Here is a 22,013-nt window from a genome sequence, read left to right as displayed (position 1 = left end):
CCGGGCGGGGCCACTGGTGCCCCGGCGGATCAGCCGCCCTTGTGGCCGGGTCCGCCCGGGCCGGTGGGCGTAGCGGTCGTGGTCGGGGTGCCGGTGTCCGTCGGCGTCGTCGTCGGACTCGATGTGTTGCAGGTCGGGTCCCACGGGAAGCACATGCCGGTCGAGGTGTCCGTGGGGGTGGGCGGCGGCGTCTGGTGACCCTTGCCCGGCTTGCCGCCGGGCGGGGTGGCCGTCGGCGAGGTCATGCTCGGGGTCGGGGTGGTCGTCGTGGGCGTCGGCGTGGTGAACGTCGGCTTCGGCGTCGGGCTCGGCACGGCCCAGTAGACCTTGCCGATGTCGCCGGAGGGCGGCTGGAAGGTCAGCTGCGGCTGCCCCTGCAGGACGGTGCTCATGTAGTCCTTCCAGATCTGCGCCGGGAAGGAGTTACCGTGGATCTTCGCCGCGCCACCGGTTCCGTACATCTTCAGGAACGGGTTCTGGATGGCCTTGCCGGCCTTGTCCGTGTGGGTCTGGTCGTCGCGGCGGAACATCACCACGGTGGTGACGAGCTGCGGGGTGTAGCCGTCGAACCACGCGGACTTGTTGTCGTCGGTGGTACCGGTCTTGCCGGCCGCCTGCCGCCCGTCGGGGAGCTGGGCCGGGATACCGGTGCCCTTCTTGACGACGTCCTGGAGCATCCCGGTGATCGTGTCGGCGACGTCCGACTGGAAGGCCATCTTGGTCTTGACCTGGTGCTTCCACTGCACCTCGCCGTTGTGCTTGACGCTGATGACCGAGTACGGGTCGTTCTGCTGGCCGTGGTTGTCGATGGTGGAGTAGGCGTCCGCCATCCGGATCGCGCTGGGCGAGGAGGTGCCGATCGAGTACGTGACGCTGTTCTTGTAGTCCTCCAGGCCGTTGACCGAGTTGGGCACCAGGCCGGCGGCCACCGCCTCGTCGTGCACCTTGTCGGTGCCGACGTCCTGGCCGAGCTGGACGAAGGGCGCGTTCAGCGAGTCGTCCAGGGCCACCCGCAGGGTGACGTCGCCCTTGCTCTCGCCGTCGTCGTTCGCCTGGTGCCACTGGAAGGGCTGGCCGTGCTGGTCCTGGCCGATCCACGGCTTGCCCGTGTAGTCCTTGATCAGCAGGTTGTTCTTGGCGCTGAAGTGGCTGTCGGGCGAGACCTTGGTACGGGTCTCCGGGCCCTGGACCGGCCCTAGGTTGGGGTCGCGCACGCCGTCGGTCAGGGCCGCGGCCATCACGAACGGCTTGAACGTCGATCCGACCTGGGCACCGGTCTCGTCGGCGTTGTTGGTGAAGTGCTGGGTGGCGTCGGTGCCGCCGTAGATCGCCTCGATGGCCCCGTCCTTGGGGTTGAGCGAGGCGCCGCCGAACTGGACGAACTTGTCCATGTCCTCGCCGTTGACCACATGGGTGCCGCCGGGCTTGATGTTCGCCTTCTGCACCTTCTTGATCGCCGCTTCCAGCGCGTCCACCTTGGGCTTCTGGAAGGTGGTGTAGATCTGGTAGCCGCCCTGGGCGAGCTGGTCGCTGGTGAGGATGTTGTTGTTGATCACGTAGCTCTTGGCCAGGTCCACCAGGTAGCCGATCTGGCCGGCCATCTGCGCGTTCTTCTTCGGCGGCAGCGGCATCGGGTACTTGGTGTACTGGGCGCGCTGGGAGGCGGTCATCCAGCCGTCCTGGACCTCCTTGTCCAGGATCCAGCCCCAGCGGCTCTTGGAGTTCGCCGTGTTGCTCGCGGCCGTCGCGGTCGGGTCGATGTCGGTGGCGCCCGCCGGGTCGTAGTACGTGGGGCCCTTGAGCAGCGCGGCCAGCACGGCGCACTGGCTGGGGTTGAGCTTGATGGCGTCCACGCCGTAGTACGTGCGGGCCGCGGCCTGGATGCCGTAGGCGCCGCGCCCGAAGTACGAGGTGTTGAGGTAGCCCGCCATGATGTCGGTCTTCTTCATCGTCGCGCCGACTTTTATGGAGATGAAGAGTTCCTTGAACTTACGGGTGAACGTCTGCTGCTGGCTGAGCCGGGTGTTCTTGACGTACTGCTGGGTGATGGTCGAGCCGCCCTGCGTCGCCCCGCCGCGGGCCATGTTGTAGATGGCGCGGGTGATGCCCATCGGGTCGACGCCGCGGTCGGTCCAGAACGTCTTGTTCTCGGCCGAGACCACCGCGTTCTGCATGGCCTTGGGGATGGCGTCGATGCCGATGATCTGGCGGTTGACCTCGCCGCCGGTGGCAATCATCTGACTGCCGTCTTCCCAGTAGTAGACGTTGTTCTGCGCCTTGGCCGCCAGGTTGACGTCCGGCACGGCGACCATCGCGTAGGAGATGCCGACGACGCCGATCAGGGTGCCGAAGAAGCCGACGCACACCGCGGTCACCTGGCGCCAGGAGGGCATCCAGTGCCGCCAGCCGACCTTGCCGTACCGCGGGTAGTCGATGAACCTCTTCTTGCCCGGCCGCCGGCCGCCGCGGCCCCTTCCGCCGCCGTCCGGTCCCTGCGGGCCGATCCGGGTGGGTCCGCCCGGCCCGGTCGGACCACCCGGGCCCGCGGGTCCGCCGCCCGCCCTGCGCCGGCCGTGGCCGCCCTGTGCGGCACGGCGCGCGGCGGCGCGGCCCTGGTACGGCTCACCGCCCGCGGGACCGCTGGGCGTAGCGGCCTGGGTGGGGTCCCCGGGTGGCATGCCGCTCGGATCCGGAGGGGGGCCACCCGCGGCACGCCGACCACCGGGGGGAGGGGTCGGCTGCTGTCCTCCGCGCCTTGCGGCAGCGCGGCCGCCGCCGGGAGGCGGCGGCGTCTGCGGCGGCTTGCGACGGTGCTCGCTCATGAACAGCTTCTCCTCGACAGGCGGGATCGCCTGCAGGCATCGATGACATTCCGGTCGGTCCCCCTGCGTACGGCTGTGTCACGCCGCACCACACCGAGGATCAAGACGCGCCCCGCTGTCACGGGGTTCCCGGCGCTACGCATGGCGAACAGAGTACGCAGGGCCAAAAGACGCGCGACGCGAATGTTCATCACATAAGGGGCACTTGACCCCGCACAGGTTTGCCGATGTGACGCCGGTCACCGGGACCCGCCTTGCATGATGTGTCACGCCGTTCTATCGTCACGATGTATCGACTCGATACATCGAGCCGACACACGCTGCGGAACAAGGGAACAAAGTAGCCGGGCAGCCGGGACGGCAGGCAGCCGGGTCGAGGCGGACGAGGGGACGAGGGATTGAGCAAGCGCTCCGGAATCCTCGAATTCGCGGTTCTCGGCCTGCTGCGCGAGTCCCCCATGCACGGTTACGAGCTGCGCAAGCGGCTCAACACCTCGCTCGGGGTGTTCCGCGCCTTCAGTTACGGGAGCCTGTATCCCTGCCTGAAGACGCTGGTCGCCCAGGGGTGGTTGATCGAGGAGACGGCGCCGGACAGCGACTCGCCGGCCACGCCCCTCGCCGGCCGCCGGGCGAAGATCGTCTACCGGCTGACGGCCGCGGGCAAGGAGCACTTCGAGGAGCTGCTCGCCCACTCCGGCCCGGACGCCTGGGAGGACGAACACTTCGCCGCAAGGTTCGCCTTCTTCGGTCAGACGTCCAAGGACGTCCGGATGCGCGTCCTGGAAGGGCGGCGCAGCCGTCTGGAGGAGCGACTGGAGAAGATGCGTGCCTCACTGGCGCGCACCCGCGAACGGCTCGACGACTACACGCTCGAGCTGCAGCGGCACGGCATGGAATCGGTGGAGCGCGAGGTCCGCTGGCTCAACGAGCTGATCGAGACCGAACGCGCCGGTCGGACGGACAACCGTCCGGGCACCGGGCGGGCCGACAACGACAACAACCAAGAGAACGGCGGCCGACCCGAAAGCCGGGGAACCGCGTGACGATTACACAGGGAGCAACCGGTATGGGTTCGGTTCGCGTAGCCATCGTGGGCGTGGGCAACTGCGCCGCGTCGCTGGTGCAGGGTGTCGAGTACTACAAGGACGCCGACCCGGACAGCAAGGTGCCTGGCCTCATGCACGTGCAGTTCGGCGACTACCACGTGCGTGACGTCGAGTTCGTGGCAGCCTTCGATGTCGACGCGAAGAAGGTCGGTCTCGACCTGGCGGACGCCATCGGCGCCAGCGAGAACAACACCATCAAGATCACCGACGTGCCGGCGACCGGCGTGACCGTGCAGCGCGGCCACACCCTGGACGGCCTGGGCAAGTACTACCGCGAGACCATCGAGGAGTCCGCCGAGACCCCGGTCGACGTGGTCCAGATCCTCAAGGACCGCGCCGTCGACGTCCTGGTCTGCTACCTGCCGGTCGGCTCCGAGAGCGCCGCCAAGTTCTACGCCCAGTGCGCCATCGACGCCAAGGTCGCCTTCGTCAACGCCCTGCCGGTCTTCATCGCGGGCACCAAGGAGTGGGCGGACAAGTTCACCGAGGCCGGCGTGCCGATCATCGGCGACGACATCAAGTCGCAGGTGGGCGCCACCATCACGCACCGCGTGCTGGCCAAGCTCTTCGAGGACCGCGGTGTGGTCCTGGAGCGCACCATGCAGCTCAACGTCGGCGGCAACATGGACTTCAAGAACATGCTCGAGCGCGAGCGGCTGGAGTCCAAGAAGATCTCCAAGACGCAGGCCGTCACCTCGCAGATCCCCGACCGCGACCTGGGCGCCAAGAACGTCCACATCGGCCCCTCGGACTACGTGGCCTGGCTGGACGACCGCAAGTGGGCGTACGTCCGCCTGGAGGGCCGCGCGTTCGGCGACGTCCCGCTGAACCTGGAGTACAAGCTGGAGGTCTGGGACTCCCCGAACTCCGCGGGTGTCATCATCGACGCGCTGCGTGCCGCGAAGATCGCCAAGGACCGCGGCATCGGCGGCCCCGTACTCTCCGCCTCCTCCTACTTCATGAAGTCCCCGCCGGTGCAGTACTTCGACGACCAGGCGCGGGAGAACGTGGAGAAGTTCATCCGCGGCGAGGTCGAGCGCTGAACGCTCACCGCTGAACACACGCGGCTGAATACAGGCGGCTGAGCGCACGCCGCCGCGACGCGTGCCGAGCGCACCACCGCCGAGCACGCGTACCGGCCACGCAGTTCCTGGGGCCCCGGGTCATGACCCGGGGCCCCACGCATGTGAGGGTATGGCCATGGGTGTCGCGGGCGATCTCGCCGTACTGCTGCGGCTGCCGGACTTCCGGCGGCTGCTGACCGTACGCCTGCTGTCGCAGCTCTCCGACGGCGTCTTCCAGGTCGCGCTGGCCGCCTACGTGGTGTTCTCCCCGGAGAAACAGGCGACCCCGGCCGCTATCGCGTCGGCACTGGCCGTCCTGCTGCTGCCCTACTCGCTGCTCGGGCCGTTCACCGGTGTGCTCCTGGACCGCTGGCGGCGCCGGCAGGTGCTGCTGCACTGCAATCTGCTGCGGGCCGTGCTGTCCTGCGCCACCGCCGGGCTGATCCTGCTGCACGTGCCCGACTGGCTGTTCTACCTCTCGGCGCTGTCCGTCACCGCCGTGAACCGCTTCGTCCTGGCCGGGCTGTCCGCGGCGCTGCCCCGGGTGGTGGCCGCCGAGCGGCTGGTGACCGCGAACTCGCTCACACCGACCGCGGGCACCCTGGCCGCCGCGCTCGGCGGGGGCGGCGCCTTCGTGGTCCACCTGGTGCTGCCCGCCGGCAGGGGCGCGGACGCGGCCACCGTCCTGCTGGCCGGACTCCTCTATCTCTGCGCCGGGCTGTCGGCCCTCGCGCTCGGCCGCGACCTGCTGGGCCCGGACCTCGCCGGCACTGGTCCCGCGCCGCTCGGCCGGGCGATGGCCTCGACCGCCCGCGGACTGGGCGAGGGGCTGACGCACCTTGGCGAGCGGCCCGCCGCCCGGCAGGCGCTGACCGCGATGACCGCGATGCGCTTCTGCTACGGCGGCCTCACCGTGATGCTGCTCATGCTGTGCCGGTACGCCTGGGCCGACCCGGACACCGGCACCGACCACGGGCTGGCCCTGCTGGGCCTCGCGGTGGGCCTGTCGGCGGCCGGCTTCTTCGCCGCCGCGGTGATCACCCCGTGGGCCACCCGGCGACTGGGCACGGCAGGCTGGATCACCGGCTGCTCGGCCGGCTCCGCACTGCTGCTTCTGCCACTGGCCCTGCCGTTCGCGGTGGCCCCCATGATGCTGGCGGCGATCCTCCTCGGCCTCACGACCCAGGGCGCCAAGATCGCCACCGACACGGTCGTACAGACCCAGGTGGACGACCGGTTCCGGGGACGGGTCTTCTCTCTCTACGACGTCGCCTTCAATGTCGCCTACGTCGGCGCGGCAGCCGCCACCGCGCTGATCCTGCCCGCCGACGGACGCTCCTCCGGGCTGGTCCTGACCCTCACCGTGTTCTACGCAGCCACCGCCGTGGGAATGGTGCGGGTGCGCGATGTTTCACGTGGAACACAGGGCGCGGGCTGAACGACATCCGGCGATGTTTCACGTGGAACATCGCTCTGGGCGACGGAGCCGAGTGACGTCGCCCGGCCGATGTTCCACGTGGAACATGAAGCGGAGGCCTCGCCCACGAGGAGGGGGCGGTCTCAGCAGACAGCCCGGGAGGCAGCCTCAGCTCTGGACTCCGCCCGGCTCACCCCTGTCCTCACCCCTGGTCTCAGCCCTGGGCCGCCCACCACTTCCTCAGCTCCTCGGTGGCGGCCTCCTCGCCGAGCGGACCGTGCTCCAGCCGCAGCTCCAGCAGGTACTGGTACGCCTTGCCGACCAGCGGCCCCGGGGTGAGGTCCAGGATCCGCATGATCTGGTTGCCGTCGAGGTCCGGCCGGATGGAGTCCAACTCCTCCTGCTCCTGGAGCTCGGCGATCCGCTCCTCCAGGCCGTCGTACGTGCGCCACAGCGCCTCGGCCTTGCGCTTGTTGCGGGTCGTGCAGTCCGAGCGGGTCAGCTTGTGCAGCCGCTCCAGCAGCGGGCCGGCGTCCCGCACGTAGCGGCGTACGGCCGAGTCGGTCCACTCCCCGTTGCCGTAGCCGTGGAACCGCAGGTGCAGCTCGACCAGCCGCGAGACGTCCTTCACCTGGTCGTTGGGGTACTTCAGCGCGGTCATCCGGGCCTTGGTCAGCTTGGCGCCCACCACCTCGTGGTGGTGGAAGGAGACCCGGCCGTCCGGCTCGAAGCGGCGCGTGCGGGGCTTGCCGATGTCGTGCAGCAGGGCGGCCAGCCGCAGGGTCAGGTCCGGCCCCTCGGTCTCCAGGGCGATCGCCTGCTCCAGCACGGTCAGCGTGTGCTCGTACACGTCCTTGTGCCGGAAGTGCTCGTCGCGCTCCAGCCGCAGCGCGGGCAGCTCGGGCAGCACCCGGTCGGCGAGCCCGGTGTCCACCAGCAGCCGCAGCCCCTTGATCGGGTGCGCCGACAGCAGCAGCTTGTTCAGCTCGTCCCGGACCCGCTCGGCCGAGACGATCGCGATCCGGTCGGCCATCGCCGCCATCGCCGCCACCACCTCGGGCGCGACCTCGAAGTCGAGCTGGGCGGCGAACCTGGCCGCCCGCATCATCCGCAGCGGGTCGTCGGAGAAGGACGCCTCGGGCGTGCCCGGGGTGCGCAGCGTCCGGGCCGCGAGGTCGTCCAGGCCGCCGTAGGGGTCGATGAAGTCGGTGTCGGGCAGGGCGACCGCCATCGCGTTGACCGTGAAATCGCGGCGGACCAGGTCCTCCTCGATGGTGTCGCCGTAGGAGACCTCCGGCTTGCGCGAGGTGCGGTCGTACGCCTCGGAGCGGTAGGTGGTCACCTCGATCTGGTAGCCGTCCTTCAATCCGCCCACGGTGCCGAAGGCGATGCCGACCTCCCACACCGCGTCCGCCCACGGCCGCAGGATCCGCAGCACCTGCTCCGGGCGGGCGTCGGTGGTGAAGTCCAGGTCGTGGCCGAGTCTGCCCAGCAGGGTGTCCCGGACCGATCCGCCGACGAGGGCGAGGCGGTGACCGGCGTCACGGAAGCGCCGGCCGAGGTCCTCGGCGACGGGCTCGACCCGGTGGCGGGCCTGTGGTGTCTGGGCGGCATTGTTGGCATTCGGCACAACGTCAAAGGGTACGGCTCCCGGGCCGCCCCTCGCGCCCGTGATTCGGCGGCCTCCCATCCCGGTTCCGCGGCACGGCGGCACAGCGCATCTCGTTACCATGCCAGCACGCACTTGAGTGGGAACCGACGAGCGACGAGTACAAGGACGGGCGAACGCGTGGGCGAGGCCGCACTAGGACCCGGAACACCCCCGGCCGGCCCCCGGCGGCGGTGGCGACGGTACGTCGCGCTGATCGCCGGCGCGACCGTGCTCACCGGCCTGCTGCAGACGGTACAGGCGACCGGCTCGCAGGCGCGGACCCCCACCGGCTCGCACTCCGCCACGGTGACCCTCACCAGTATCAGCCCCCAGGTGCCGGGCAAGGGCGACACGGTGACCGTCACCGGCACGGTCACCAACAACACCAAGTCCGCGGTCACCGGCGCCCACATGGGCCTGCTGGTGGCCCCCGGTGGCCCGATCGACGCCCGCAGCACCATGAAGAGCGCGGTCAGCCGCAGCAACTACTTCAGCGCCCTGGACGGCGACGAGCTGCCCGGGCACACCGCGGCCGTGCCCACCCTCGCGCCGGGCGTGAGCACCCCGTTCACGCTCAAGGTCCCGGTCAGTGCCCTGAACCTCGGCTCCACCGGCGTCTACCAGATCGCCCCCGCGCTGGAGGGCCAGACCGCCGCGGAGGCCTGGCCGCACGTCCTCGGCCTCAAACGGACCTTCCTGCCCTGGTACGCGCAGGGGGAGACCGCCAAGCCGACCCGGATCAGCTACCTGTGGCCGTTGGTCGACCGACCGCACATGGCGGCCACCGGTGACAACGACTCCCAGCAGAGCCCGCTCTTCCTCGACGACGGCCTCACCGCGGAGCTCAAGCCCGGCGGCCGGCTGTGGACGATGCTGGATCTGGCCAAGAGCCTCCCGGTGACCTGGGTGATCGACCCGGACCTGCTGGCCGAGGTCGACGCCATGACCAAGAGCTACCGGGTCACCGGTCCCGGCGGCGACGTGACCAAGACCACCCCCGGCACGGGCAGCGCGTATGCCAGGGCGTGGCTGAACGAGCTGAAGGACGCCGTCTCCGGCGACCAGGTGGTGGCGCTCCCCTTCGGGGACACCGACCTGGCGTCGATCGCCCACCGGGCAAGCGGAATGCACGGGCTCACCGGCCGCCTGACCGCCGATCTGAAGACCGCCGGTCAGCTGGGCGTGAGCACCGTGGAAACCGTGCTCGGCACCAGCACCGTGAAGAACATGCAGTACGGGAAGATCACCACGGGCGTGGCCTGGCCGGTGGACGGCGCGGTCGACCCGTCGATCCTGTCCGTGGCGCGGGCCGGCGGCGACACCCAGATCATCACCCGCAGCGACAGCTTCCCGGACAACACCCTCAGCTACACCCCCTCGGCCGCCCGCTCGCTGGGCGGCGGGACCACCGCGGTGGTCGCCGACGCCTCGCTGTCCATGGAGTTCTCCGGCGACATGACGGGCACCCAGAACCCGGCCCTGGCGGCGCAGGACTTCCTCGCCCAGACGCTGCTGATCACCACCCAGCCGTCGACCCCCCAGCGCACCCTGCTGGTGGCGCCGCAGCGGATGCCCACGGTGGCCCAGGCGAAGGCCATGGCGACCGCGATCGGCGCGGTGGACGGCAGCCCCTGGGCGGCCACTGTGCCGTTCGCCACAGCCGCCGCCACCCACCCCGACCCGGACGCCGGTCACAAGGTGGCCTCGGCCTCGTCGTACCCGTCGTCCCTGCGCAAGCAGGAGATCCAGCAGCCCGACCTGCGCGAGACCGACCAGCAGCAGCGCGGCCTCAACGACTTCGCCATCATCCTCACCCGCAAGGACCGGGTGACCGTGCCGTTCGGCAACGCGCTCCTGCGGGCGCTGTCCACCGAGTGGCGCGGCGAGCAGGGCGCTGGGCGCGACTTCCGCAACTCCACCGGCACGTACCTGCAGAGCCTGATCAACGCGGTCAAGATCCTGGACAAGACCACGCTGACCCTCTCGGGACGCAGCGGCACCATCCCCGTGACCGTCAAGAACGACCTCGGGCAGCCGATCACCGGCCTTGTGCTGCGTCTCACGTCCAGCCAGAACATCCGGCTGGAGATCCGCAACCCCGAGCAGCCGATCTCCATCGAGGCCGGGCGTACCCGTACCCTGAAGTTCCAGACCAAGGCAAGCGCCAACGGGCCGACGCAGCTCACCGCCGCGCTGTACACCAAGGACGGTCAGGTGTACGGCGGGAGCGGCGGGAGCGTGTCGTTCCGGGTCAACATCACCAAGGTCACCGACCTGGTCATGCTGGTGATCGCCGCGGGTTTGTTGCTGCTGGTGCTCGCCGGGGTACGCATCTACCGTCAGCGCAAGCGCCGGGCCGCGGCCGGGGGCGGGGAGGACAGCGCCTCGGAGGCGCTCGCCGCCGACGGCCCCAGGGGCGCCGGCGGCGACAATGACGGAGACGACGGCACAGGGGACGGCACCGCATCCGGACACCCGGGTGACCCTGCCACTGACACCGGACTCGAAACCCCGGAGCCGTCCCCGGCAGGTGAGAAGGTGGACGGATAGCACGCGGACCATAAGGTGGGCACTGATGAACGCGCCGTACGACGGTGATCGCAACGCTGCGGGCCAGATGCCTCCTTCGCCCGACCAGCACCCTTCGCCGCCTGACCCCTATCTGCAGAACACCTACGCCTACGACCCGTACCAGGGTCAGGACCCCACGGCGCAGGACCCGGTGGACGACGCACTCTACGACCGGTCCGCCCACCCGCCGCCACCGCCGCAGTACGGCAACGGCAACGGCGGCCAGTGGCAGCAGCAGCACAGCGAGTACGTGGGCATGGACGGCCTGATCGGCGGTGCCGGTCAGCCGGGGCAGCCGGGCCAGCCCGGCCACCCGGGTCAGCAGGCGCCGGGCCAGCAGCCGTACGACGCGTACGACCACCTCTTCCGCGACCAGAACCCCGGCTACGCCCAGCCGCCGCAGGCCCAGGCACAGGGACCGGACCCCCGGCAGAACTACGGCCAGTACCCGCAGCAGCAGCCGGACCCCCAACAGCAGCAGCAGTACCAGTTCTACGACCAGGACGCGTACGAGCAGCAGGGCTACCCGCAACAGGGCTACGAACAGCAGGGGTACGGCCAGCAACAGCAGCAGCAGTACGGGCAGCAGCAACAGCCCGGCTACGAACAGCAACAGGGCTACGGGCAGCAGCAGCAGGCGTACGGCCGGCAACAGCAGTACGGACAGCAGGGTTACGACCAGCAGGGCGCGTACCAGGACCCCGCCTACCAGCAACAGGGGTACGGACAGCAGGGCTGGCCCCAGCAGGGATACGTCGACCCGCGGTACGCGTATCCGTACCAGCCCGAGTACACCTCGTCCGGCGACGGGATACTTCCGCCGCCGGACGAGACCGGTCAGATCCCCATCATCCAGGTGCCGGTGCCCGCCCCCGCGACAGCAGAGGGCGGCAAGGCCGGCGGCATCCTCAAGTCCAGCGCGCTGATGGCCGCGGGCACCCTGGTTTCACGTGTGACCGGCTTCGTGCGCACCCTGGTCATCGCCGCCGCGATCGGCGTGGCCAGCCTCGGCGACTCCTACGCGGTGGCCAACACGCTGCCGACGATGATCTACATCCTCACCATCGGCGGCGGCCTGAACTCCGTCTTCGTCCCGCAGCTCGTACGCGCCATGAAGGACGACGACGACGGCGGCTCCGCCTACGCCAACCGGCTGCTGACGGTGGTGATGGTGCTGCTCGGCGGTATCGTCACGGTCACCGTGCTCGGCGCGCCACTGCTGATCCGGCTGATGTCGGCGAAGATCGCCGACAACCCGCAGAGCTACAGCGCGGCCATCACCTTCGCCCGCTACTGCCTGCCGACCATCTTCTTCATGGGCGTGCACGTGGTGATGGGTCAGGTGCTCAACGCCCGCGGCCGGTTCGGCGCCATGATGTGGACGCCGGTGCTGAACAACATCGTGGTGATCTTCACCTTCCTGTTGTTCATCTGGGTGTACGGCTCCTACAGCACCACCCACATGGACGCCACGACCATCACCCCGGAAGGCACCAGGCTGCTGGGCGTCGGCACCCTGCTGGGCCTGGTCGTGCAGTCGCTGGCGATGCTGCCCTATCTGCGCGACGCGGGCTTCCGGTTCCGACCACGGTTCGACTGGCGCGGTCACGGCCTCGGGCACGCGGCCAAGCTCGCCAAGTGGACGTTCTTCTTCGTCCTGGCCAACCAGGCCGGCCTGATCGTCGTCACCCAGCTCGCCACCTGGGCCGGCGCCAACGCCGACAAGAGCGGCTACCAGGGCACCGGCATCACCGCGTACAACAACGCCCTGCTGATCTGGCAGATGCCGCAGGCCATCATCACCGTGTCGGTGATGGCGGCGGTGCTGCCGCGGATCTCCCGGGCCGCCGCCGACGGCGACATCTCCGCGGTCCGCGACGACATCTCCTACGGCCTGCGCACCTCGGCGGTGGCCATCGTGCCGGCCGGATTCGCCTTCCTGGCGCTCGGCGTGCCGATGTGCGGCCTGCTCTACTCCAGCACCGGCGCCGACTCCGCCCGCAACATCGGCTTCATCCTGATGGCGTTCGGCGCGGGCCTGATCCCCTTCTCCGTGCAGTACGTGATCCTGCGCGGCTTCTACGCCTTCGAGGACACCCGCACCCCCTTCTACAACACGGTGGTCGTGGCGGCGGTCAACGCGGCCGCCTCCGCGCTGTGCTTCTTCGTGCTCCCCGCCCGCTGGGCCGTGGTCGGCATGGCCGCCTCGTACGGCCTGGCGTACGCCGTCGGAGTCCGGGTAGCCGTCAAGCGACTCAAGGAGCGGCTGCACGGCGACCTGGACGGACGCCGTGTGGTCCGCACCTATGCCCGGCTGACCGGAGCCTGTATCCCGGCCGCGGGCATCGCCGGCATCGCGGTGTACTTCGTGCTCAACGCGCTCGGCAGCGGCGCGGTGGGCTCGCTGGCCGCCCTGTTCGTCGGTGGAGGCGTCCTGGCCGTGCTGTTCCTGGCGGCCGCCAAGCGGATGCGGATCGAGGAGCTGAACGCCATGATCGGCATGATCCGGGGCCGCCTCGGCCGCTGACCGGGGACGGCACCCGGGGGCGGAGCGGAACAGGACACCGACAGGGGGCGGGCGCAACCATCACAGCCTGCTGCGTGTCGTGATTGGGGCGGGGGACGGGCACAATTGTCCTCGGCTCGATGTGGCTTGATGTGAGATCGCGCAATGGATGGGGAGGCAGGAACGACGGTGGCGGATCGGAGCACGGCCGCCGTCGGAGTGGCCAACGAGGGCGGCGCCACATCCGACGGGACCATGACGGACGACCAGACCAGCACGACTTCCGCCGATTCCGCGGCCGCTGACGCGTCACGCGGCCGGCAGCCCCGAGCCTCCCGCCCCGCCGCGGACCCGGGGCGGGGCCAGGATCCGGACGCCACCCAGCCGCTCGTTCCCGACGCCGACGACACACAGGCGATGCCCGCGGAGGAGAGCAACGGGAAGCGCCCGGAGAAAGCCCCCGGGAAAACCCCGGAGAAGGCCCCGGGCAAGACGGCCGAGAAGGCCGCCGAAACCACCCTGGAGCAGACCGCCGAGCGGACCGTTCAGCTCAACGGGTCCCGCAACGGCGCGAAGGGCGCGAGGAGCGCCGCCAAGGGCTCCAGGACCGCCGCTGCCGAGGCGCCGGCCGCATCCCCCGATGGTTCGTCCACCGGGGCCGCAGGAGCCGCCGCAGGGCCGGAGAAGAAGCCGGGCGCCGGCGCCGCCGCTGCCTCGGCTTCCTCCACCGCCGGTACGGGTGCCTCCGACGCCGGTACGGGTGCCTCCACCGCCGGTACGGGCTCCACTGCCGCCAAGGCTTCCGCCACCCCGTCTTCAGCCACCACGTCTTCAGCCGCTGCGGCTCCCGCCGCCGGTGCGAACCCGGCGGACCGCAGGGCGGCCCGGGGGCCGGTCACGGCTCCGGAGTTGCACAGCGGTCACAAGCTGGCCCGCCGGTACCAGTTGGAGGAGTGCGTCACCCGCGTCGACGGCTTCAGCAGCTGGCGCGCGGTGGACGAGAAGCTGCGCCGCGCGGTCGGCATCCACATCCTGCCCTCCGACCACCCGCGGGGCCGCCAGGTGCTGGCCGCCGCCCGCTCGGCCGCGCTGCTGGGCGACCCGCGCTTCGTCCAGGTCCTCGACGCCGTCGAGGAGAGCGACCTGGTCTACGTCATCCACGAGTGGCTGCCCGACGCCGCCTCGCTCACCGACCTGCTGGCGGCAGGTCCCCTGGAGCCGCACGAGGCCTACCAGATGGTCAGCCAGGTCTCCCAGGGCATGGCCGCCGCGCACCGGGAGGGCCTGGCCCATCTGCGGCTCGACCCGGGCGACGTGCTGCGCACGGTGTCCGGGCAGTACCGCATCCGCGGGCTCGCCGTCGCCGCCGCCCTGCGCGGCCTGAACTCCGACCGGCCGCAGCGCAAGGACACCGAGTCCATCGGCGCGCTGCTGTACGCGGCGCTGACCCAGCGCTGGCCGTACGAGGAGGACGCGCACGGCCTGACCGGGCTGCCCAAGGGCGTCGGCCTGGTCGCCCCTGACCAGGTCCGGGCCGGCGTGCACCGCGGCCTGTCCGAGGTCGCCATGCGGGCGCTGGTCAACGAGGGCGCCACCGCCTCCCGCGAGGAGCCGCCCTGCACCACTCCCGAGGAGCTGGCCAAGGTGGTCGCCTCGGTGCCGCGGATCCGGCGGCCCGACCCGAAGCCGCCGGTGTACCAGCCGGCCGCTTACCAGACGTCCCCGTACCAGCCGCCGGCCCCGCCCGCAGGCGGCCCCGGCCGGCCCCCGGCGGGACGCCAGCCCGTGGCCGCGCCTCCCCCGCCGCCCCCCGCCCTTCCCGGGCGCACCGGTCAGGCCCTGAAGTGGGCGGTGGCCGCGCTGGTCGTCGTCGCCATCGGCCTGGGCAGCTGGCAGCTCGCGGACGCCATGAAGTCCAACGAGAACCAGTCCACCAAGAACCCCGCGCCCACCGGCCCGAAGGGCGGCCAGGCCACTCACCGGGCGGTGACGTCGCACCCGCTCACCATCACGGGGGCGAAGGAGTTCACCCAGGACGGCGCGCTCCAGGACACGAGTGACATCGCCGCGACGTACGACGGCAAGCTCTCCACGTACTGGCGGACGAAGACATTCAACGACGGTCCGGTGCTGGCCCCGTACAAGCCGGGTGTCGGTGTCATCTACGACTTGGGGTCGCCCAAGGCGGTGCGTTCCGCCACGCTCGACCTTCGCTACGCGGGCGACCACACCACGGTGGAGCTGTACGGCACGGATTCCTTCTCGGACTCGGCCCCGCTCTCCGGCATGACGAAGCTCGCGAGCACGAAGAGCTCACAGAACAAGGTGCGGATCGACGTGCGGAACCCCCACCCGAGCCGGTACGTCGTCGTCTGGTTCACCGCTCTTCCGTACTCCAGCACGGAGGACTACTACAGGGCGGGATACAAGCAGGCCCTTGAGGAGATCTCCTTCACGGGCTGAGATTCCGCTGCCGGACTGGACGGGGACGGGGGAGCTGGCGTTGGAGGGCAACCCGCTCGGCGACGTGACCGACGCCGAGCTCCTGGCCCGGCACGTGGCCGGGGAACCCGAGGCGTTCGGGGAGCTCGTCCGGCGCCACCGGGACCGGCTGTGGGCGGTGGCGCTGCGGACCCTGGGGGACCGCGAGGAGGCCGCTGACGCCGTCCAGGACGCCCTGGTGTCGGCGTTCCGGGCCGCCCACACGTTCCGCGGCCAGTCGGCCGTCACCACGTGGCTGCACCGGATCACGGTGAACGCCTGCCTGGACCGGGCCCGCCGGGCGGCCACCCGGCGGACGGCGCCCGTCGCGGACGAGCAGAACTTCGAGGCCCTCATGGAGCCCGAGGAATCCGCCGAGGCGCCGGCCGAACGCAGCGAACTGCACCGCGAGCTGCTGGCGGCTCTGGCCACGCTGCCACCCGACCAGCGGGCCGCGCTGGTCCTGGTCGACATGCAGGGCTACCCGGTGGCCGAGGCCGCGCAGATCCTGGACGTCCCGGCCGGCACGGTGAAGAGCCGGTGCGCCCGGGGCCGGGCCCGGCTGCTGCCGCTGCTCACGCATCTGCGTACAGGGGGCGCCGGTACCGTCGGTGCGAGCGGCGCCGAGGGCCGACCCGGGAGCGGGACGGCCGGTGGGGCAGCGAGCGGAACAGCAACCGGGGCAGCGAGCGGCACCGTGGGCCGGCAACGGAACCGGGTCGAGGGGACATCCGTCCCAGAGACGGGCACGGAGAAGGGCGGAGGTGGTCACCGGTGACATCACCTGGCGGTACGGATCCGCATCCCGAGGTCGCGGAGATCTCCGCCCTGTCCGAGGGCCTGCTGCCGGTGGACCGCAGCACTGAGGTGAACGAGCACCTGGACGACTGCGAGCTGTGCTCGGACGTCCTGGTGTCCCTGATGGAGATCCGTGGGCTGCTCGGCACGCTGCCGGGCCCGCCCCCGATGCCGGAGGACATCGCGGGCCGGATCGACGCCGCCCTGGCCGCCGAGGCGCTGCTGAGCGCGACCGACGTCGATGTTCCACGTGGAACCACGACGCAGGAGTCCGCAGAGAGCGATGTTCCACGTGGAACCGAGCCCTGGGCTGTTCCACGTGGAACCGAGAAGAGTGCCGACGGTGAGACCGAGCAGTCGGCCGCCCAGTCCGATGTTCCACGTGAAACCTCGACGCCTGTTCCACGTGAAACATCCACCCGACCGGACCGCTCCGGGTCCGACCGGACCCGCCCGGGCGGCCGGCCCGAGACACCCACCGGCCCCGGCCGTACATCGCTCGGCAGTCACCCGATCGGACGACGACGCCTCACCTGGCACCGCGGCCTGCTCGCCGCCGCCTCGGCCCTCGCCGTCCTCCTGGTCGGCGGACTCGTGCTGTACGGGGTGACGAGCGCCGGCGGCGGCTCCAACCTGGATTCCAGCAGTGGCCAGAGCCGGGCCGCGGGGTCCAAGGGCAGCGACCAGGTGGGGGAACGGGTGCGGGCGCTGCTGAGCGAGCCGGGCAAGAAGGCCGACACCCCGATGCTCACCGGGCAGGGCACCCACACGGACGCCGCACCGGGCGGCCTGCCGGCCGTACCGTCGTGCGTCCTGAAGGCCACCCACCGCACCGAGCTCCCGCTGGCGTCGGACCACGAGAGCTTCCAGGGCACCGACTCCTATCTGGTGGTGCTGCCGCACCCGGGTGACGCCCACGAGGTGGATGCCTTCGTCGTCACCGCGGACTGCACGACCGCCGGCCCCGGCGCCGTCCTGTTCCGCCACACCTACCCCCGCTGACCCTCGCCGAGGCGGCCCCGGGTGTCCCGGGGCACCCGAGGGCACGCCGGTGCACGAACGGCGCAGCGCCGGGGGAATGCCCGCCCCGTAGGATCCGTTAGGCAGGACGAGAGTCCAGCCAGGGCCCCCGCAGAGTTCGCAGAGACGAGGAAACAGGCGTGAGTGACGTCCGTAACGTGATCATCATCGGCTCGGGGCCCGCGGGATACACCGCGGCTCTCTACACCGCACGTGCCTCTCTCAAGCCCTTGGTCTTCGAGGGTTCGGTGACCGCCGGCGGTGCGCTGATGAACACCACCGATGTGGAGAACTTCCCGGGTTTCCGTGAGGGCATCATGGGCCCGGACCTGATGGACAACATGCGTGCCCAGGCCGAGCGTTTCGGCGCCGAGCTGGTCGCCGACGACGTGATCGCGGTGGACCTCACCGGGGACATCAAGTCCGTCACGGACTCCGCCGGGACCGTGCACCGCGCCAAGGCCGTGATCGTGACCACCGGCTCGCAGCACCGCAAGCTGAACCTCCCCAAGGAGGACATGCTCTCCGGGCGCGGTGTCTCCTGGTGTGCCACCTGTGACGGCTTCTTCTTCAAGGAGCAGGACATCGCCGTCATCGGCGGTGGCGACACCGCGATGGAGGAGGCCACCTTCCTTTCCCGGTTCGCCAGGTCGGTGCAGATCGTGCACCGCCGGGACAGCCTGCGTGCGTCCAAGGCGATGCAGGAGCGCGCGTTCGCCAACCCGAAGATCTCCTTCGTCTGGGACAGCGAGGTCGCCGAGATCAAGGGCGACGGCAAGCTGTCCGGACTGACCCTGCGGAACGTCAAGACCGGCGAGACCTCCGAACTGCCCGTCAGCGGCCTGTTCATCGCCATCGGTCACGACCCGCGGACCGAGCTGTTCAAGGGCGTGCTCGACCTGGACGCCGAGGGTTACCTCGTGGTCCAGTCGCCCACCACCCGGACCAACATCCCCGGCGTCTTCGCCGCCGGAGACGTCGTGGACCACACCTACCGCCAGGCGATCACCGCAGCCGGCACCGGCTGCTCCGCCGCCCTGGACGCCGAGAAGTACCTCGCGGCCCTCGCCGACGCCGAGAAGGCCGAGACGGTCGCCGCGGTCTGACCGGCATCCCCGCTCCGCCCGCACCCATCCGAACAACTCACTCGAAGAATTGAGGAGAACCGTGGCCGGCAACATCAAGCACGTGACCGACGACACCTTTGCCGAGGAGGTCCTCGCCAGCGACAAGCCCGTGCTGGTGGACTTCTGGGCGGAGTGGTGCGGCCCGTGCCGCATGATCGCCCCCTCCCTGGAGGCGATCGCCGCCCAGCACCCGGAGGAGATCACCATCGTCAAGCTGAACATTGACGAGAACCCGGTGACCGCCGCCAAGTACGGCGTCATGTCCATCCCGACGCTCAACGTCTACAAGGGCGGCGAGGTCGCCAAGACCATCGTCGGTGCCAAGCCGAAGGCCGCGCTGGAGCGCGACCTCGCCGACTTCATCGGCTGAGCGGGCAACAAACGGCGGGCGGTGTTCCACGTGGAACACCGCCCGCCGTCGCGTTTCCGGGCCCCCTCAGGGCCGCGTCCGCCCTCGCGCTGCCGCTACAGCGGTCGCAGGGCCGGTTCTTTCTGCACCGCCCCCAGCAGGCGGTCGAGCGCCATCTCGACGTCCTCCCGCCAGGAGATCGTCGAGCGCAGTTCCAGCCGCAGCCGGGGATAGCGGGGGTGCGGGCGGACCGTCTTGAAGCCGACGGCCGTCAGGTGGTCGGCGGGCAGGACACAGGCCGGGGTGTCCCAGGCGGCGTCCCCGAACGCCTCGATCGCCTTGAAGCCCCGCCGCACCAGGTCCTTGGCGACCGTCTGCACCAGCACCCGGCCCAGTCCCTGGCCCTGGTAGCCGGGCAGGATGCGGGCCGTCATGAGCTGTACCGCGTCGGCCGAGACGGGGCTGGTGGGGAAGGCCGTGGAGCGCGGCACGTAGGCGGCCGGCGCGTAGAGCACGAAGCCGGCCGGGACCTCGTCGACGTAGGCCACCCGGCCGCAGGAGCCCCATTCCAGGAGGACCGCGGAGATCCACGCCTCCTTCTCCACTTCGGGCTTGCCTGCCTGCACGGCGGCCTCACCGCTGACCGGATCCAGTTCCCAGAACACGCAGCGGCGACAGGGCTTGGGGATGTCCGGGAGGTTGTCCAGGGTGAGCGGTACGAGCCGACGTCCCATGTGGCCTGGACCCCATTTCTGCCGTGAGCGGACTGCCCCCAGAGCACCCCGGCGGAAGCCGCCGGGGTGCCGTCACATCACTGCGTCTCGTCCTCCGGCTCCTCGTCGAGGCTGGTCTCCAGGACCTTCCCCTCGCCGGGAGCCATCGCCCCCAGGATGCGCTCCAGATCCTCTATCGAGGCGAACTCCACAACGATCTTTCCCCGCTTTTGACCGAGGTCCACCTTCACCCGGGTGTCGAACCGGTCGGACAGCCGCGAGGCCAGGTGGGTCAGTGCCGGAGACACCCGGCGGCCGGCCCGGGGGCCCGCGGTCTTCCGGGCGGCCTTGGGCTCGCTGTTCATCAGCGTCACGATCTCCTCGACCGCGCGCACCGACAGCCCCTCGGCCACGATCCGCAGCGCCAGCTTGTCCTGCTCCTCCGGGTCCTCCAGGGAGAGCAGCGCCCGGGCGTGCCCGAAGGAGATGACCCCGGCGGCCACCCGCCGCTGCACGGGGGCGGACAGCTTCAGCAGCCGCAGCGTGTTGGACACCTGTGAGCGGGAGCGGCCGATCCGGTCGGCGAGCTGCTCGTGGGTGCAGGCGAAGTCCCGCAGCAACTGGTCGTAGGCCGCCGCCTCTTCCAGCGGGTTGAGCTGGGCCCGGTGCAGGTTCTCCAGGAGGGCGTCCAGGAGCAGCTTCTCGTCGTCGGTGTCACGGACGATCGCGGGAATCCGCTCCAGGCCGGCCTCCTTGCAGGCCCGCCAGCGCCGCTCGCCCATGATCAGCTCGTAGCGCTCCGGACCGATCTGCCGGACCACGACCGGCTGGAGCAGACCCACCTCCTTGATGGAGATGATCAGCTCGTTGAGGGCGTCCTCGTCGAAGACCTCCCGCGGCTGGCGTGGGTTCGGAGTGATGACGCCGAGCTCCAGCTCCGCGAAGTAGGCACCGCTGACCGGGACCCGGGGCGCCGGCAGCTCCGGTTCGGTTTCACGTGAAACAGGGATGTCCGCCGCCGGCGGCGCGCTCTCGGACGCCCTGCGCTCCACCAGGCCGGCGACCTTGGCCGCCGCGACGCCCCGGTCGGGCGTCAGGACCGGGGCGGTCCCCTGCGGCGTACTGGTCGTCTGCGGCGCGGCAGGGATCAGCGCGCCGAGACCACGGCCGAGCCCTCTGCGTCGATCACTCACTGGATCCCCTCCGACATGCTGTGCGGGTTGTGCTCGGTGTGCTGGCCCTGCGGGCCGTAGTCACCCTCGGAGCCGTACTCGGCGGCGCTGTTGCCGCCGGACAGCCCCCGTAGGGCCATCTCCCGGGCGGCTTCCAGATACGACAGTGCGCCGGTGGATCCGGGGTCGTAGGTCAGGACGGTCTGGCCGTAACTGGGCGCCTCGGAGATACGGACCGACCGCGGGATGCTGGTGCGCAGCACCTCCTTGCCGAAGTGGGCGCGCACCTCCTCCGCGACCTGGGACGCCAGTCGGGTGCGGGCGTCGTACATGGTCAGCAGGATCGTGGAGACATGCAGCTTCGGGTTGAGGTGGGCGCGGACCAGGTCCACGTTCTTCAGCAACTGCCCCAGGCCCTCCAGCGCGTAGTACTCGCACTGGATCGGGATGACCACCTCGGCACCGGCCACCAGGGCGTTGACGGTGAGCAGGCCCAGGGAGGGCGGGCAGTCGATCAGGATGTAGTCCAGCGGCTGCTCGTAGGACTCGATCGCCTTCTGCAGCCGGCTCTCGCGGGCCACCAGGGAGACGAGTTCGATCTCGGCGCCGGCCAGGTCGATCGTGGCGGGGGCGCAGAACAACCCCTCCACATCGGCCACCGGCTGCACGACGTCCGACAGCGGCTTGCTCTCCACCAACACGTCGTAGATGGACGGGACTTCGGAATGGTGGTCGATGCCCAGCGCCGTGGAGGCGTTGCCCTGCGGGTCGAGGTCGATCACCAGCACCCGGCCACCGTGCAGGGCCAGCGAGGCCGCCAGGTTCACCGTGGTCGTGGTCTTGCCGACCCCACCCTTCTGGTTGGCGACGACCATCACCCGGGTCTGCGGTGGTCGGGGCAGGCCCTCACCGGCCCGGCCCAGTGCTTCGACGGCCAACTGGGCAGCGCGACCGATGGGGGTGTCATCCATGGGAGGCAATGTTTCACGTGAAACATCGCCTCCGAACCCCGGGGGACCGGACATGGGTCCACCGGCTGTTTCAGCAGAGCGGGGACCGGGGACCGGATCGGCCATCGGCCCCGCGATATTGGCGTCGGACCGCAAGGACTCACACTCCTCGACGTCAGGCTCGCGATGAGAAGAGCCTGCCATGCCTGAGGGGTGCTGAACCAGCGAGCCCCGGCTGCCTGTGGACAAATCCCGGGATCCATCCC

The 22,013-nt window shown here is 70.5% G+C and carries 14 protein-coding genes and 1 pseudogene; 10 read left to right on the top strand and 5 right to left on the bottom strand.

Annotation, left to right across the window (positions count from 1 at the left end):
• Positions 1 to 29 precede the first annotated feature (29 nt).
• Positions 30 to 2,678 carry a transglycosylase domain-containing protein gene (locus ITX44_RS15670; RefSeq protein ID WP_236060640.1) on the bottom strand — a complete coding sequence of 883 codons (2,649 nt, stop codon included), beginning with the start codon at positions 2,676 to 2,678 and terminating at the stop codon, positions 30 to 32.
• A gap of 542 nt (positions 2,679 to 3,220) precedes the next feature.
• Between ITX44_RS15670 and ITX44_RS15665 the strand changes: the two genes are divergently transcribed.
• The 3 genes from ITX44_RS15665 (at position 3,221) to ITX44_RS15655 (ending at position 6,430) form a co-directional block, all read left to right on the top strand.
• Entirely contained in the window at positions 3,221 to 3,865 is a 645-nt protein-coding gene (locus ITX44_RS15665) for a PadR family transcriptional regulator (RefSeq protein ID WP_205357822.1), read from the top strand.
• 23 nt (positions 3,866 to 3,888) lie between these two features.
• Positions 3,889 to 4,971, top strand: a complete 1,083-nt coding sequence (locus ITX44_RS15660; RefSeq protein WP_205357821.1) for an inositol-3-phosphate synthase — start codon at positions 3,889 to 3,891, stop codon at positions 4,969 to 4,971.
• 157 nt (positions 4,972 to 5,128) lie between these two features.
• A complete protein-coding gene (locus ITX44_RS15655) occupies positions 5,129 to 6,430 on the top strand; it encodes an MFS transporter (protein ID WP_205357820.1) in 1,302 nt (433 codons plus the stop codon).
• Positions 6,431 to 6,623: 193 nt separating this feature from the next.
• Here the strand turns inward: ITX44_RS15655 and ITX44_RS15650 are convergent, their stop codons facing one another.
• Positions 6,624 to 8,039: a CCA tRNA nucleotidyltransferase gene (locus tag ITX44_RS15650; protein ID WP_307795284.1), complete on the bottom strand. Its 1,416-nt coding sequence runs from the start codon at positions 8,037 to 8,039 to the stop codon at positions 6,624 to 6,626.
• A 159-nt stretch (positions 8,040 to 8,198) separates the two neighbouring features.
• Here ITX44_RS15650 and ITX44_RS15645 point away from each other — a divergent pair, with 159 nt between their 5' ends.
• From ITX44_RS15645 to trxA, 7 genes and pseudogenes are all read left to right on the top strand, one after another.
• Positions 8,199 to 10,610 (top strand): DUF6049 family protein, encoded by a 2,412-nt coding sequence (locus tag ITX44_RS15645; RefSeq protein ID WP_205357818.1) that lies wholly within the window; start codon positions 8,199 to 8,201, stop codon positions 10,608 to 10,610.
• 25 nt (positions 10,611 to 10,635) lie between these two features.
• Positions 10,636 to 13,158 carry a murein biosynthesis integral membrane protein MurJ gene (murJ, locus tag ITX44_RS15640; protein ID WP_205357817.1) on the top strand — a complete coding sequence of 841 codons (2,523 nt, stop codon included), beginning with the start codon at positions 10,636 to 10,638 and terminating at the stop codon, positions 13,156 to 13,158.
• 690 nt (positions 13,159 to 13,848) lie between these two features.
• Positions 13,849 to 15,600, top strand: a pseudogene (locus tag ITX44_RS15635) (protein kinase family protein); the annotation flags it as partial.
• A 40-nt stretch (positions 15,601 to 15,640) separates the two neighbouring features.
• Complete coding sequence (sigM, locus tag ITX44_RS15630) at positions 15,641 to 16,396, top strand: RNA polymerase sigma factor SigM (protein ID WP_372440922.1); 756 nt, start codon at positions 15,641 to 15,643, stop codon at positions 16,394 to 16,396.
• Positions 16,393 to 17,418 (top strand): RsmA family anti-sigma factor, encoded by a 1,026-nt coding sequence (locus tag ITX44_RS15625; RefSeq protein ID WP_205357815.1) that lies wholly within the window; start codon positions 16,393 to 16,395, stop codon positions 17,416 to 17,418. Before sigM ends, ITX44_RS15625 begins: the two co-directional genes overlap by 4 nt.
• A gap of 158 nt (positions 17,419 to 17,576) precedes the next feature.
• Positions 17,577 to 18,542, top strand: coding sequence for a thioredoxin-disulfide reductase (trxB, locus tag ITX44_RS15620; RefSeq protein ID WP_205357814.1), 966 nt, complete (start codon positions 17,577 to 17,579; stop codon positions 18,540 to 18,542).
• Positions 18,543 to 18,603: 61 nt separating this feature from the next.
• A complete protein-coding gene (gene trxA, locus ITX44_RS15615; protein ID WP_205357813.1) occupies positions 18,604 to 18,933 on the top strand; it encodes a thioredoxin in 330 nt (109 codons plus the stop codon).
• A 95-nt stretch (positions 18,934 to 19,028) separates the two neighbouring features.
• Here trxA and ITX44_RS15610 read toward each other — a convergent pair whose 3' ends face one another.
• The 3 genes from ITX44_RS15610 to ITX44_RS15600 all read right to left on the bottom strand — a co-directional run bounded on the left by ITX44_RS15610 (position 19,029) and on the right by ITX44_RS15600 (position 21,951).
• Positions 19,029 to 19,646: a GNAT family N-acetyltransferase gene (locus ITX44_RS15610; protein ID WP_205357812.1), complete on the bottom strand. Its 618-nt coding sequence runs from the start codon at positions 19,644 to 19,646 to the stop codon at positions 19,029 to 19,031.
• A 77-nt stretch (positions 19,647 to 19,723) separates the two neighbouring features.
• Positions 19,724 to 20,818, bottom strand: coding sequence for a ParB/RepB/Spo0J family partition protein (locus ITX44_RS15605; RefSeq protein WP_205357811.1), 1,095 nt, complete (start codon positions 20,816 to 20,818; stop codon positions 19,724 to 19,726).
• Positions 20,815 to 21,951, bottom strand: a complete 1,137-nt coding sequence (locus tag ITX44_RS15600; RefSeq protein ID WP_205357810.1) for a ParA family protein — start codon at positions 21,949 to 21,951, stop codon at positions 20,815 to 20,817. Before ITX44_RS15600 ends, ITX44_RS15605 begins: the two co-directional genes overlap by 4 nt.
• Positions 21,952 to 22,013 lie beyond the last annotated feature (62 nt).

This window comes from Actinacidiphila acididurans (assembly GCF_016918855.1).
In the GTDB taxonomy this organism is placed as follows: Bacteria; Actinomycetota; Actinomycetes; order Streptomycetales; family Streptomycetaceae; genus Actinacidiphila; species Actinacidiphila acididurans.
The sequence above is the reverse complement of the archived record's forward strand: the minus strand, read 5'-3'. Positions and strand labels throughout refer to the sequence as shown.